The organism is Achromobacter sp. UBA5777, from assembly GCF_002418565.1.
Taxonomy (GTDB): Bacteria; Pseudomonadota; Gammaproteobacteria; order Burkholderiales; family Burkholderiaceae_B; genus Achromobacter; species Achromobacter animicus.
The window spans coordinates 1-13,607 of record NZ_DIEJ01000244.1; the positions used below are offsets into that span (position 1 = coordinate 1).

Sequence of the window (13,607 nt, forward strand, 5' to 3'; positions counted from 1 at the left end):
ATGCAAAGGCTGGGCGGCCGGGAAGACGGCGGCGGCGGTGGTGGCGGCAACTACGGTGGCGGCGGCTACGCCGACGCGCCGCGCCAGCAGCTCGCCGCCCCGGCCCAACGCCCGGCGCCCCAGCAGCGCCCGGCACCCGCAGCGGCCCCGGCCAGCAGCGGCGCCAACCTGGCGGACATGGACGACGATATTCCGTTCTAAGCGTCGACCCGCATTACGCGTTACGCACATTCAAAACCCCGGCTTTCAATCGAAGCCGGGGTTTTGCTTTTGGAGGGGGCGGGGCCACGCAGCGACGCTTCAGGATCTAGCGGCGGTGCGCGCCTGCGATTTCCGGCGTCGTGGCTGGCTGAAACGCTTCGACCAGAAAATCGATAAACGCCCGCGTGCGAGCCGTCTGGTTGCGGCGTTGCGGGTAGTAGACGAACAGGTCCGCCGACGGCAGCGCGAAGTCGGGCAGCACCACCCGCAGCCTGCCGCTTTCCAGATACTTGGCCAGATCCCATTCCGACCGGATGAGGATGCCGTGGCCGTCCAGGGCCCAACCCAGCACGATGTCGCCATCGTTGCTGGATAGTCCGCCTTCCACCTTCACCACCTCAACGCGGCCCTTGTGTGTAAACCGCCAGACGCCGTGCGCCTCGTCGTTTTGCCGGTGGAGAATGCACTGGTGATGCGCCAGGTCGGCCAGGGTTGCCGGCGTGCCGTGCGCCTTCAGGTAGCGGGGCGACGCGCACAGAAAGCGGCGGTTGGTCATGATGCGCCGGGCGGCGAGGCGCTTGTCGGGCAGTTCGCCGAAGCGGATGGCCAGATCGAATGCGCCTTCCACCAGGTCGACGGGCCGGTCCGTGACCTCCAGTTCAACCTGCACCTGCGGATAGCGCTTCGCAAAGTCGGAGACCAGCGGCGCGATGGTCGTGCGGCCGAACCCCAGCGTGGCGTTGACGCGGATCAGGCCGCGCGGCTGGGCGCTGCTGCTGGACACCACGTCTTCCATCTCGCGCAGGTCCGCCAGGATCCGGGTCGCATAGGCCAGGTAGGTCTCGCCTTCGTTGGTCAGGCTGATGCTGCGCGTGGTGCGATTGACCAGCCGCACGCCCAGGCGCTTTTCCATCAGGGCCAGGCGCTTGGTGGCCGCCGGTGGCGTCAAATCCAGTTGCCGCGCCGCCGCGGACAGGCTGCCCAGCCGGGCGATCAGCACGAAGAACTGCAGCTCGGAGGCGAGGTCGGCTTTCACTGAAAGTAAATAATCAAATGAACTTGAGTGAATTCTAGGGCAGGGATGGGCCACTAATCTATCGATTCCCGATGCGACCCAACCGGAGACAAGCCATGAGAATCGTCGACATCCGCGAGCAGACCCTGCCCATCAGCTCGCCCATCCGCAATGCCTACATCGACTTCAGCAAGATGACGCTGAGCCTGGTCGCCGTGATCACCGACGTGATCCGCGACGGCAAGCCGGTGGTCGGATACGGCTTCAATTCGAATGGCCGCTATGGACAGGGCAAGCTCATGCGCGAGCGATTCATCCCGCGCGTGCTGGAAGCGGACCCGGACACGCTGGTGGACGCCACGGGGCGCAACCTGGACCCGCACAAGGTCTGGGACGCGATGTTCAAGAACGAGAAGCCGGGCGGTCACGGCGAACGATCGGTGGCGATCGGCACCATCGATATGGCCGTGTGGGACGCGGTCGCGAAGATCGAAGGCAAGCCGCTTTTCCAGTTGCTGGCCGAACGCTACGGCAATGGCCAGCCGGACCGGCGGGTGTTCGTGTATGCGGCAGGCGGCTACTACCACCCGGGTCAGGACCACGCCGCGCTCAAGGACGAAATGCGCAGCTATCTCGATCGCGGCTACACGGTCGTGAAAAAGAAGATCGGCGGCGCGTCGCTGGACGAGGACCTTCGCCGGATCGACTCGGTGCTGAGCGTGCTGCAGGACGGCCAGAAGCTGGCTGTGGATGCGAACGGGCGGTTCGACCTGGACACGGCGATTGCCTACGCCAAGGCGCTGTCGCAGTACGACCTCTTCTGGTACGAGGAGCCGGGCGATCCGCTCGACTTCGAGCTGCAGGCGACGCTGCGCAATTACTACGACAAGCCCATGGCGACGGGCGAAAACCTGTTCTCGATGCAGGATGCGCGCAATCTGATCCGCTATGGCGGCATGCGCGCCGACCGCGATTATCTGCAGTTCGATTGCGCGCTCAGCTACGGGCTGGTGGAGTATCTGCGCACGCTCGCGATGCTGCGTCAGCACGGCTGGTCCGCAAGCCGTTGCGTGCCGCATGGCGGGCATCAGATGTCGCTGAACATCGCGGCGGGGCTGGGTCTGGGCGGTAATGAGAGCTACCCGGATCTGTTCCAGCCCTTTGGCGGCTTTCCGGATGGGGTGAAGGTGGAGGCGGGGTTCGTCACGATGCCGGACCTGCCGGGCATCGGTTTTGAGGGCAAGTCCGATCTGTACGCCGTGATGCGGGCGCTGTCGGCCTGATTGCCGGCGACGGCGGTTCCCGTTGGTCGCGCCAGCGGGACCGCCGTAATGCACTGATTCAGACCGTCAGAGCGCATCTGGTGTGGCCAACCCGCGCCACGACATAAATTGTTTCACTTTACCCGCTTGCGTTGTCTATCTAGTAGTAGGTAAGATTCATCCCATCGACGCAGCGCAAACAACAAACCGCCCGGCGCCGAAATCAGAAATACAGTAGGACCGCTTTTTTATTTCCTTCGACATCTACCTACAAGTAGATAGCTAACTGAACCGCATACTGCATTTAAAACTGGAGATTGACCATGAAGACCCTCGTATCCGCCCTGATTCTTTCCGCTTCCTTCATCGGCGCTGCCCAAGCTGGCGAACTGGACTATCCGCCCGAACTGAACACCCAAAGCACGGTGACCCGCGCTCAAGTGCAGCAAGAATTGGCCGCCGCCCGCGCCAACGGTGAACTGGTGTTCGGTGAAGAAGGCTACGCCGCCGCCCCGATCGCTCTCACCAGCGACAAGACCCGCGCTCAGGTCAAGCAAGAACTGGCTGCCGCCCGCGCTCAAGGTCTGACCGATGGTGGCGAACTGGACTACCCGCCCGTTCAAGGCTGATTTTTTCGACCAAACATCTATCTATAGATAGATAGCCTCAACTCAACAACGCAAACACTGCAATTCAAACCAAACTGACTGGAGATTTCTCATGAAGACCCTCGTATCCGCCCTGATTCTTTCCGCTTCCTTTATCGGCGCTGCCCAAGCTGGCGAATTGGACTATCCGCCCGAGCTGAACTCCCAGAGCACGGTGACCCGCGCTCAAGTGCAGCAAGAACTGGCCGCCGCCCGCGTCAACGGTGAACTGGCATTCGGTGAAGAAGGCTTCGCCGCTGCCCCGATCGCTTTCACCAGCGACAAGACGCGCGCTCAGGTCAAGCAAGAACTGGCTGCTGCTCGCGCTCAAGGTCTGACTGACGGCGGCGAACTGGACTACCCGCCCGTTCAAGGCTGATTTTTTCGACCACGCCTCTATCTATAGATAGATAGCTTTAACCGACAACCACGCAGCAACTACAGCAACTCAACCATTCTGGAGATTTCTCATGAAGACCCTCGTTTCCGCCCTGATCCTTTCCGCGTCCTTCATCGGCGCTGCCCAAGCCGGCGAACTGGACTATCCGCCCGAACTGAACACCCAAAGCACGGTGACCCGCGTTCAGGTGCAGCAAGAACTCGCGGCCGCCCGCGCCAATGGCGAACTGGTGTCTGGTGAAGAAGGCTACGCCGCCACCGCGTTTGCCCACGCTGGCGACAAAACCCGCGCTCAGGTCAAGCAGGAACTGGCAGCCGCCCGCGCCCAAGGCCTGACTGACGGTGGTGAGCTCGACTACCCGCCCGTGCAAGGCTGAAGCAGATGGCAATCAAAGCGGACCCCGGGGACGGGATCTTGTCCCGGCCGGAGTCCGCTGGCACGGTCGGTGGCGGGGAACGGCCCGTTCGGTGACTGCCGATAAGGGACCCTCCCAATGACGAACCGATCTATTAGTAGGTAATATGCCGCCATGGATACCCCGACTTCCAATACCACTCGCGAATTGCTTCTGGCGCACGCCGAGAAGCTGATCCGCATGCGCGGATGCAACGGCTTCAGCTACCGCGACCTGGCTGAGCATGTGGGCGTCAAGACGTCCAGCATCCATTACTACTTTCCGGGCAAGGACGACCTGCTGTATGAAGCGGTCGAGGCCTACAGCACGCGCGCACTGGGCGCGGTGCGCGGGATCGACACCGCGCAACCGGCGCAGGCGCAGCTTGAAAAATATCTGTCGATGATGGAATCCGCCGCCTGCGGTTCCGGTGAACTCTGCCTGGGCGGCATGTTGGCCGCCGATGTGATGAGTTTGTCGGAACGGGTCCGCGGCGCGCTGCAAGGATTCTTCCGCGCGCACGAGGCGTGGCTGGCCCGCGTGCTGGCCGAGGGCGCGGCGCAGGGCACGCTGAAGTTTTCCGGCACGCCCGAAGCGGCGGGGCGAGCGGTGTTTGCGACGATCCAGGGCTGTCTGCTGGTGTCGCGCCTGTTCCAGCAGCCGCCCGCGTTGTGCGAAGCGATCAGCGCGCTTTACGTTGAATGCGAAGGCAAGACGGGCCACGGCGCCTGAACGCCACGCGCTGATTTCGCTGTTCACAGTTTCACGGCCGCCTTGCTGACGCAGGCGGCCGTTGTGTTTGGGCGCGTCGTCCGGGGGGCCTGAACGCCGAGCCGGCAAATGGCAGCGCAACGAGCCGGCGGCGGCACTCGCGGCGCAGCGTTACGTCAACGCGCGAGCCATGTCGGTGCTGGAGCGCTCCTGCACGCCAAGGTCCCGCATGTGTTGCAGAAAGCTCGACTGTGCGTTCGCAAAGCCCGCGACGGGACTCATGCAGTCCGTCAGCAGCACGATGCGCGACAGGTTGCCGCCGGGCAGGTGCTCGGCCAGGTGTTCGACGGTGGCCTTGACGCAGTGGCTGCCCGCCTCGCCCGCGATGAGAATCAGATCCGCGCGGTCCAGCGAGTCCAGCAAGCCGCGGTTGAGTTGGCTGCGCGGATCGTCGGCGTCGGGCACTTCGGCCATTAGCGCGCTGTAGTGCTCGGTCCAGGGGTTGGCGCCCTTGGGCACCTTGCGCACGATGAACTGGCGGTCTTCCTCCCAGCGTCCATACGCGGCGCGCACGTCGGGATGCACGTTATGACCCCACGTCCCGATCTCGCAATGCACCGGCCACGCCATCAGCGTGTAGCGGCCGCGTGCTTCGAGTTCATCCAGATAGTTGAGCGTGCGCGGCAGGTCGTTGTCATGGCGCGGCAAGAATTCGCCGGCGCGCAATTGCGCCGCCGTGATCGGCGTGAAGGGCGCGACCGGGTCGCCATTGCCCGCGCGCCAAAATGTGGGGTGCGCAATGTCCAGACGATGATGCGAATCCAGCGTAACCGTGATCGACGAGAGCACGGGGGCCGTGGCGTCGATGAACCGCGCCAGCCGCTGCATGTCTGCGTGGGCGCCTGCGATGGGCAGCGCGGGCGCAACCGCCAGGCCGGTCAGCGGGTCGAGCGGCCGGTACGACTCGGGCAAGTCGCAGAAATCGTTTTGCGGGTCGACGATCAGCAGGTGAATGGTGCGCGGCATGGTGGGGGGGCGGGGTCTTAGAACAGCACGAGGTGTTCGGCGCGGTCGGGCAACTGGCGCAGCAGCAAGCGCCATTGGCGCCAAAGGATGGACGATACGCCTAATGCGCCTAAAGGAATAAGAATCCACATGGCCTGCTCCTGTCAATATTCGCACGGTCGTGCGAAATTAAGTGAAAGTAAAGCCGGCACGATGCCGGCTCCGGGGGGGCTACTCGATGTATTTGAAGCTGCGATATGTGGAGATAAGCCGTTCGTAGCCGGCCTTCACGCGTTCGTGCGCCTTCGGGTCGCGCAGGAACCGCGCGTCGTGCATCAGGCCGATCATCAGGCTGTAGACCTCAAACACCAGTTGTTGCGGGTCTGTGTCGGGGCGCAGATGGCCGGCTTCTAGCGCCTGGTTCACCGTGCGCACCATCGCGGCCCGCCAGCGCTTCAGGTTGTGTTCCAGCACCGCGCGCAGCGGCGAGTCGACGTCGTCGTATTCAAATGCGCCGGCCACGTAGATGCAGCCGGTCAGCGTCTCGACATTGCTGGCGCGGTCGATCCACAGCGACACCAGCGTGTTCAGGCGCGGCAGACCGCGCGGGTAGGCCATGGCCGGCGTGAAGACCGCTTCGACAAAGCGCCGGTCGTATTCGTCCAGCACCGCCTGCTGCAGGGCTTCGAGCGAACCGACGCGCGAGAAGACGCCGCTTTTGCTGATGCCGAGCCGTTTGGCGACCTGGCCCAGCGAAAGGCTTTCCATGCCTTGCGCCGCGGCCATGTCGAGGGCCGTGTTCACGATGGCCGCGAAGGTGAGTTCGCTTTTCTCGGTTTTTGCTGTCATGGCGGAAATTTAGCACGATCGTGCGAAAAGCCAGGCTTTTTTAATCGGGGAGGGATGGAGCAGCAAGAAAGCCCGGTGATCGCCCGCCGTCAACATCGATACAAAGCCCACCATGCAAACGCCAACCCAATGAAAAAAGCCGGACGGCATTGCCGTCCGGCTTTGGTCAAGCGTGGCGCTGAATCAGGCGCGCGCCGCCTTGTACTCCAGGCGGTACTTGTGCAGCAGCGGCTCGGTGTAGCCGTTGGGCTGGGTCAGGCCTTCGAACACCAGCGCGCACGCGGCCTTGAATGCCAGCGACGTGTCGAAGTTGCCGGCCATCGGCTGGTAGAGCGGATCGCCCGCGTTCTGGCCGTCGACGACCTTGGCCATGCGCTTGAAGGTCTCGGTGACCTGATCGCGGTTCGTGATGCCGTGACGCAGCCAGTTGGCGATGTGCTGGCTGGAAATGCGCAGCGTGGCGCGGTCTTCCATCAGCCCCACGTTGTGGATATCGGGCACCTTCGAGCAGCCCACGCCCTGGTCGATCCACCGCACCACGTAGCCAAGAATGCCCTGCACATTGTTGTCCAGTTCCTGCTGGATGTCGGCGGCGGACCACTTGGCGGGATCGCCGACCGGCACCGTGAGCAGGCCATTGAGCAGGTCGTCGCGCACGCTGTCCAGCTTCGTGCGTTCGAGTTCCTGTTGGACCGCCTGCACGTCGACCTGGTGGTAATGCAGCGCATGCAGCGTGGCGGCCGTGGGCGAGGGCACCCAGGCGGTATTGGCGCCGGCCTTCGGATGCGCGATCTTCTGTTCGAGCATGGCGGCCATCAGGTCGGGCATGGCCCACATGCCCTTGCCGATCTGGGCGCGGCCGCGCAGGCCGGCATCCAGGCCGACCAGCACGTTGTTGCGCTCATACGCGGTGATCCACGCGCTGGACTTCATGTCGCCCTTGCGCAGCATGGGGCCGGCTTCCATGCCGGAGTGCATTTCGTCGCCGGTGCGATCCAGAAAACCCGTGTTGATGAAGGCGACGCGCGAGGCGGCGGCTTCGATGCAGGCCTTGAGGTTGACGCTGGTGCGGCGCTCTTCGTCCATGATGCCCATCTTCAGCGTGTTGCGCGGCACGCGGATCAGGTCTTCGACGCGGTCGAAGAGTTCGCTGGCGAATGCGGCTTCGGCGGGGCCGTGCATCTTGGGCTTCACGATGTAGACGGAACCTGTGCGCGAATTGAGCTTGCGCTTGCGGTCCTGCACCGCGGCCAGGCTGGTGACGACAGCATCGAGGATGCCTTCGGGGATTTCCTGGCCGTCGCGGTCCAGCACGGCCGGGTTGGTCATCAGGTGACCCACATTGCGCACGAACATGAGCGAGCGGCCATGCAGCGTCAGCGCCGAGCCGTCCGGGTGCGTGTAGTTGCGGTCGGCGTTGAGCTTGCGGGTGAAGGTCTTGCCGCCCTTGGTGACGTCCTCGGTCAGGTCGCCCTTCATCAGGCCCAGCCAGTTGCGGTAGATCTGCACCTTGTCGTCGCCGTCGACGGCCGCGACCGAGTCCTCGCAGTCCATGATCGTGGTGAGCGCGGCTTCGACCACCACGTCTTTCACACCCGCCGCATCGGTGGCGCCGATGGTGCTGGCGCGGTCGATCTGGATCTCGAAATGCAAGCCGTTGTTCTTGAGCAGGATCGCCGTGGGAGCGGACGCGTCGCCTTGGTAGCCGACGAATTGCGTGCCCGTCTTCAGGCCGGTCGCGCCCGTGGCAAGCGCCACGCGAAGCTGGCCGCCTTCGACCGTGTAGCCCTTGGCGTCCGCATGCGAGCCTTGTGCAAGCGGCGCCGCGGTGTCCAGGAAGCTGCGCGCGCGGGCGATGACGGCGGCGCCACGTTCCGGGTTGTAGCCCTTGCCCGTGTCGCCGGGCGTGGCAGGGATGGCGTCGGTACCGTACAGCGCGTCGTACAGGCTGCCCCAGCGCGCGTTGGCGGCGTTCAGCGCATAACGCGGATTGGACATCGGCACGACGAGCTGCGGGCCGGCCTGCTGCGAGATCTCGGTGTCCACGTTGTCGGTGGTGGCGCGCACGGTCGCGGGCTGCGGCAGCAGGTATCCGATGCCTTCAAGGAACTTGCGGTACGCGGCGGGATCCGTAATGGGACCGGGATGGGCGCGATGCCAGGCATCGAGTTCGGCCTGCAGGCGGTCGCGTTCGGCGAGCAAGGCCCGGTTCTTCGGCGCCAGATCGTGCACCAGGGCCGCGAAGCCTTGCCAGAAGGCGTCGGCCTCCAGGCCGGAACCGGGCAGCGCTTCCTGTTCGATGAATTGACTGAGATTGGCCGCCACTTGCAGGCCGTGGTGCTGGATGCGTTGAGTCATGCGGTTCTCTGGCGATGAGTAAGGCTGACCGGCGCGGCGCGCCGGGTGAGGGGTGCTGACATCATCGTCCGCGACCGCGCCGATGTCCATACGGAAACCTGCTGGTCATACCAGTTTGTGTGGTGCGCGCCGGGCAGAGCGCCGATTTTTATGGTTTGATATCAGCCACTTACCTAGGCAAGGCCGAGCCGCGCAAGCGCCGACCGCGCATGGTCATACCACTGGTGCGGAGTTTGCATGCACGCGGAAATTGAAGAAAAGCCCCGTCAGGTGGCCGATGAAGTCGCCGAACGGATCGAACGCCTGATTCTGGACGGCGTGCTCAAGGCGGGCCAGGCCCTGCCGTCCGAACGGCGCCTGACCGAAAAGCTGGGCGTGTCGCGCACGGCGCTGCGCGAGGGGCTGAAACTGCTTCGCGCGCGCGAGATCATCCATACGGCGCAAGGCAAGGGTTCGTTCGTCGCGCGCATCTCGAAGGTGGATGCGGGGCCCCTGATGCACCTGTTCAATTCGCAGCCTCGCACGCTGTATGACCTGCTGGAAGTGCGATCGCTGCTTGAGGCCGAATCGGCGCGGCTGGCGGCCATCCGCGGGACCGAGGCCGATTTCATCATGATCCGGCGCCGGTATGACGAGATGGTGTCCGCCCAGGGCGCCGCCACCGACACCGCCACGCATGCGCATCTGGACCACGCCTTTCATCTGGCGATCTGCGAGGCCTCGCACAATCCCGTGCTGGTGCACACGCTGCAATCGCTGACGGATCTGCTGCTGGGGTCGGTGTTCGCGTGCGTGAACAACCTGTACCACCGCGAACCCGAGAAGCGCCAGATCGACCGCCAGCACACGCGGCTGTTCAATGCGGTGATCGGGCGCCAGCCCGAGCAGGCGCGCAAGGCCGCGGCCGATCATGTGGACAGCGTGCGCCAGAGCCTGTCGGATATCGAGCAGGAAGAGCAGCGCTTGGTGCGCGCGACGCTGCGTCTGGAAGGCTGGACGTAGCGCTGCGCGCTGGCGACGACGATGCCGGCCGTGATGACGGCGGGGATGACGGATTCACCGATCGGCCACCGCGCACCCGGCCAGCGCCAGCGGTTTGCCCGCGTAAATGCGGCCGAATCGGTTGTTGAGCAGTGCCTCAAGGCCAATCGCCTCTTGCCCCACGAAGCCCTGCTGCGGCAGAACGCGGTGCGCCACCAGATCGAGCGCCGCGCAAATGCCTGCGGCCGTGGACAACTGGATTGCGCTCAGGCGGTGGCCGTCGACTTCCGCGCCGAAGACACGGATCGGATACGACTCTTCTTCCAGACGGCCGTGGCGGTAGCCGGACGCCGATGCCTGGATCACGATCACGTCCTGTTCGGTAGTGGGGATGGCCGACTCGAAGATGTCCTTGAGCAGGTCGCGGCGGTCGCGCAGGCGCAGGTCATTGAGCAGCAGCTTCATGATGTTGCAATGGCCGGGATAGCGCACTGACTTGTAATCGACGTTGCGTGCGCGGCCCAGCAGCGTCGTGGGCAAGGTGCCCAGGCCGCCGGAGGTGTTGAAGGCTTCGTACTCCACGCCGTCCAGCGCAAAGGTTTCGTAGCCTTCCAGTGCGGGCACGCTGGTCAGCTGGCCGTCTACGATCGCCTCGCACGGATTGCAGTATTCGTTGATCAGCCCTTCGGTGCTCCACGTCAGGTTGTAGCGCAGGCTGTTGGACGGATAGCGCGGCAGGGCGCCGACGCGCATGCGCAGGTCGAGCAAGGTGTCGAAGCGGCGCGCCAGCGCGTTGCCGACGATGCCGATGAAGCCGGGCGCCAGGCCGCATTGCGGCATCAGCACGCCGCCGGTGTCTGCTCCCAGCGCCTGGATCGCGTGCGTGCTGGCCACGTCTTCGGTCAGGTCGAAATAATGTACGCCGGCCTGGGCGCACAAGCCTGCCACCGCGATCGCGCGATGAAACGGCAGCGCATTGATCACCGCATAGGCGCCGTCGATGCAGCGGGCCACGCCGGCATCGTCGCTCACCTGGCGCGTTTCGCAGCCCAGTTCGGCAAGCACGGCCAGCCGGCTGGCGTCCTGGTCCGCGACGAGGACGGAATAGTCGCCGCTGCGTTCCAGCATCAGCGCGATCGCAAAACCGATTTTTCCGGCGCCCAGCAGAACGATGGGCTTGGTGTGCGTGGACATGGTGCGGCTCCTGCAATGAGAGGGAAGGGAAGTGGCCCCATCCTATGCGGGAGTGCTGTCGATTTGTAGCGGCTAAAGCGTCGAACCGGCTGCAAGTCGCGTCTTTATGACCGTTTAAGAGATCGAAGCGTCAAAGAAAAAGCCCTCTGGCTTGTGGCCAGAGGGCTGCCTGGTAGCGATTCACGGCCGGCGTGGCCCGTGGATCAGCCGCCCAGGTGGGGGGGATAGTCCAGGTTGCCGAAGGTCACCAGGCCTTCGGTCTTGGCTTGTGCCAGTTGCGATTCGACTTGGGCGCGGCTCAGCGACGTGGCGGAAGCCGAGGCGGCGACGGGCGGGTAGTCCATGTTGCCGAAGGTCACTTGGCCGGCGTTCTTGGCCTGGGCCAGATCGGCTTGGACTTGCTGCGAGGTCAGGCTGGAATGTTGGGCGATGGGGGCGGGGTAGCCTTCTTCGCCGAACGTGTATTGGCCCGAAACCTTGGCTTGTTGCAGTTCAGCTTGAACCTGAGCGCGGGTGGGGGCTTGGTCGGCTTCGGCGGCTTGAGCGCCGGCAGCCAGAACGGACATGGACAGCATCAGTGCGGTAGCAAGGGTTTTCATGGCAGACCTCCGAGTCTTGTGAGCTTGGGATTCGAGCCCTAGGCCTGACTGCCTGGGGCTCGCTTGCTGTGTCCCGATGAGAGGCATTCTGTGCCTAAACAACCCTGGGATAAACCCTTATTACCTGAAAACATCTTTCCAAAATCATGGCTAATCGGTTTGGATTGTCCATGTTGGCGCCATGGGTGGCGATATTTCCATTGTGTGACGCGTCAGATTTTCAGGCCGTGGAGGTCGGCTCGACGGCGAATGGGAGGACGACTGGAGGAGTGAGGGCGCGGCCGGCTCTGGGCAAACAGAAGCGGATAACGGAGGGGGCGCGGCGCGGGAGCGGCCGCAGGAGAGAGGGAGAGGAGCGGCGGCCAGCGCGCGCGACGCCCTGGCCCCGCGGGCCCGTCAGGTCAGCGGTTCAGGTCGGCCAACGCGTCGTTGTATTCGGCCTGCGCTTCTTCAAGCTTGCGTTGGGCCTTGTCGATCTTGTCCTGCTTGCCCTTCGCTTTCGCCTCTGTCAGCTCTTGCTGGCGTTCGGCCACTTTGGATTGCTTCTCGCGCACGTCGGCCTCGCGCTGCGATTGCAGGCGGCTGTCGGTGCAGCTTGCCTTGGCTTCGGACAGCGCCTTGCGCAGGCCCGCTTCGCGGCGCGAGTTGTTCTGCGCCTGCGCGGCGGCAATGTCGTTTTCGATGTGGCAGAACTTGGCCGCGCAACCGCGCAGCGGGGCGCAATCGGTGGCGGCTTGTGCCGGCAGCGTGGCGAAGAGGGCGCACAGGGCGGCGGCGGTGGTCAGGGATTTGATCATTGCAGGCATGCGGTGACTCCGTGACGTGGGGCGGAAGGCCCATCATCACCCGAGGCCGTCAATCCCGCAAATGCACGGCCTGAAATTACCGCCCGGAAGTACCGCTCGAAAGTACCGCCGGAAAGCGCGGCTCGAAAGCGCGGGACGCGCAGACGTCGCCATGTCGCGTTTGCGCGCCGCTTCAACCGCGCCGCTTCAACCGCGCCGCATCAGCGGATCAATGTGCCCGCCAATGCCGCGACAACCAGCAACGCGCCCAGCCACAGGTTGGCGCGGAACAGCATGAAGTTGCGGTGGGGATGCTGGATGTCGAAGACCTTCAATTGCCAGGCCAGATGCGCGGCCACGGCCACCATGCCGATCTGATAGGCCCACGACAGGCCGATGGCATAACCGCCCCAGGCCCACAGCAGCACGGTGCCTGCGTAGAAGCCGCCAATCCAGAGCTTGCCCTGATCGCCGAAACGCATGGCAGTCGAGTGCAGGCCGACGCTGCGGTCGTCGCGCACGTCGACGTAGGCATAGATGCTGTCGTAGCCCACCTGCCAGAACACCGCGCCCAGCCACATGGCGATGGCGGCGAGCGGCACGTGGTTCTGCGTGTCCGACCAGGCCATCAGCATGCCCCAGTTGAAGCAGATGCCCAGCACGACCTGCGGCCAGTAGGTGACGCGCTTGCACAGCGGATAGATGAAGACGAAGGGCAGCACGGCCACGGCCAGCCAGCGGCTCATGTCGTTCAGGAAGAACAGCAGCGACCCGCAGACGAGCAGCTGGCCCAGCAGGAACCACACGGCGTTCTTCATCGACAGCTGGCCGCTGGTCAGCGGACGGAAGCGCGTGCGCTCGACGTGCTTGTCGAAGTTGCGGTCGCACATGTCGTTGACGGTGCAGCCGATGCCGCGCATCAGCAGCGCGCCCAGCGAGAAGACGATGAGACGCTTCCAGTCGGGCAGGCCGCCCGCGGCCTGGACCAGCGCGGCGATGGCCGGCAGCAGGGTCAGCCAGGTGCCGATGGGGCGATCCAGGCGGCACAGCCGCGCGTAGGGCCGCCACGATTTCGGCAGCCAGCGTTCGACCCAGTCGGTGAAGACGATGTCACTGAGATCGGCGGGGGATTGTTGCGAAGCGCTCACTGTCACGGTCACAAGTGGTCGGGAAAGCCGACAGCATAAAACAACGGCCGGGCATCGC

General features: G+C 64.4%; 14 protein-coding genes and 1 pseudogene. 7 read left to right on the top strand and 8 right to left on the bottom strand.

Translation table 11 applies throughout. The features are described from left to right. Nucleotides 1-201, top strand: a pseudogene (locus B3446_RS20885) (single-stranded DNA-binding protein); the annotation flags it as partial. A 106-nt stretch (nt 202-307) separates the two neighbouring features. Here B3446_RS20885 and B3446_RS20890 read toward each other — a convergent pair. Beyond that, on the bottom strand, nt 308-1,237 hold the full coding sequence (locus B3446_RS20890) for a LysR substrate-binding domain-containing protein (protein WP_291384651.1): 930 nt from the start codon (nt 1,235-1,237) through the stop codon (nt 308-310). 95 nt (nt 1,238-1,332) lie between these two features. Between B3446_RS20890 and B3446_RS20895 the strand changes: the two genes are divergently transcribed. The 5 genes from B3446_RS20895 to B3446_RS20915 all read left to right on the top strand — a co-directional run bounded on the left by B3446_RS20895 (nt 1,333) and on the right by B3446_RS20915 (nt 4,651). Further along, complete coding sequence (locus B3446_RS20895; protein ID WP_191577543.1) at nt 1,333-2,499, top strand: mandelate racemase/muconate lactonizing enzyme family protein; 1,167 nt, start codon at nt 1,333-1,335, stop codon at nt 2,497-2,499. Nucleotides 2,500-2,801: 302 nt separating this feature from the next. Further along, nucleotides 2,802-3,107, top strand: coding sequence for a DUF4148 domain-containing protein (locus B3446_RS20900; protein WP_291384654.1), 306 nt, complete (start codon nt 2,802-2,804; stop codon nt 3,105-3,107). Nucleotides 3,108-3,198: 91 nt separating this feature from the next. Continuing rightward, on the top strand, nt 3,199-3,504 hold the full coding sequence (locus tag B3446_RS20905) for a DUF4148 domain-containing protein (RefSeq protein ID WP_291384656.1): 306 nt from the start codon (nt 3,199-3,201) through the stop codon (nt 3,502-3,504). Between the two features lie 91 nt (nt 3,505-3,595). Next, nucleotides 3,596-3,901 (top strand): DUF4148 domain-containing protein, encoded by a 306-nt coding sequence (locus B3446_RS20910; protein ID WP_191577546.1) that lies wholly within the window; start codon nt 3,596-3,598, stop codon nt 3,899-3,901. A 153-nt stretch (nt 3,902-4,054) separates the two neighbouring features. Then, nucleotides 4,055-4,651 carry a TetR/AcrR family transcriptional regulator gene (locus tag B3446_RS20915; RefSeq protein ID WP_175124757.1) on the top strand — a complete coding sequence of 199 codons (597 nt, stop codon included), beginning with the start codon at nt 4,055-4,057 and terminating at the stop codon, nt 4,649-4,651. Nucleotides 4,652-4,801: 150 nt separating this feature from the next. Here the strand turns inward: B3446_RS20915 and B3446_RS20920 are convergent, their stop codons facing one another. The 3 genes from B3446_RS20920 to B3446_RS20930 all read right to left on the bottom strand — a co-directional run bounded on the left by B3446_RS20920 (nt 4,802) and on the right by B3446_RS20930 (nt 8,842). Continuing rightward, on the bottom strand, nt 4,802-5,656 hold the full coding sequence (locus B3446_RS20920; protein WP_291384659.1) for a cysteine hydrolase: 855 nt from the start codon (nt 5,654-5,656) through the stop codon (nt 4,802-4,804). Nucleotides 5,657-5,866: 210 nt separating this feature from the next. After that, nucleotides 5,867-6,484 carry a TetR/AcrR family transcriptional regulator gene (locus B3446_RS20925; RefSeq protein WP_291384661.1) on the bottom strand — a complete coding sequence of 206 codons (618 nt, stop codon included), beginning with the start codon at nt 6,482-6,484 and terminating at the stop codon, nt 5,867-5,869. Nucleotides 6,485-6,667: 183 nt separating this feature from the next. Continuing rightward, nucleotides 6,668-8,842, bottom strand: a complete 2,175-nt coding sequence (locus B3446_RS20930; RefSeq protein WP_291384663.1) for a malate synthase G — start codon at nt 8,840-8,842, stop codon at nt 6,668-6,670. A 237-nt stretch (nt 8,843-9,079) separates the two neighbouring features. Between B3446_RS20930 and glcC the strand changes: the two genes are divergently transcribed. Beyond that, nucleotides 9,080-9,844 carry a transcriptional regulator GlcC gene (gene glcC / locus B3446_RS20935; RefSeq protein ID WP_056571113.1) on the top strand — a complete coding sequence of 255 codons (765 nt, stop codon included), beginning with the start codon at nt 9,080-9,082 and terminating at the stop codon, nt 9,842-9,844. 54 nt (nt 9,845-9,898) lie between these two features. Here the strand turns inward: glcC and B3446_RS20940 are convergent, their stop codons facing one another. The 4 genes from B3446_RS20940 to ubiA all read right to left on the bottom strand — a co-directional run bounded on the left by B3446_RS20940 (nt 9,899) and on the right by ubiA (nt 13,549). Beyond that, entirely contained in the window at nt 9,899-11,017 is a 1,119-nt protein-coding gene (locus B3446_RS20940) for a saccharopine dehydrogenase family protein (protein ID WP_291384666.1), read from the bottom strand. 203 nt (nt 11,018-11,220) lie between these two features. Continuing rightward, complete coding sequence (locus tag B3446_RS20945; protein ID WP_291384668.1) at nt 11,221-11,616, bottom strand: DUF4148 domain-containing protein; 396 nt, start codon at nt 11,614-11,616, stop codon at nt 11,221-11,223. 401 nt (nt 11,617-12,017) lie between these two features. Next, nucleotides 12,018-12,422 (bottom strand): DUF1090 domain-containing protein, encoded by a 405-nt coding sequence (locus B3446_RS20950; RefSeq protein WP_291384670.1) that lies wholly within the window; start codon nt 12,420-12,422, stop codon nt 12,018-12,020. Nucleotides 12,423-12,622: 200 nt separating this feature from the next. After that, nucleotides 12,623-13,549 carry a 4-hydroxybenzoate octaprenyltransferase gene (gene ubiA, locus B3446_RS20955; protein ID WP_291384672.1) on the bottom strand — a complete coding sequence of 309 codons (927 nt, stop codon included), beginning with the start codon at nt 13,547-13,549 and terminating at the stop codon, nt 12,623-12,625. Between the last annotated feature and the right edge of the window lie 58 nt (nt 13,550-13,607).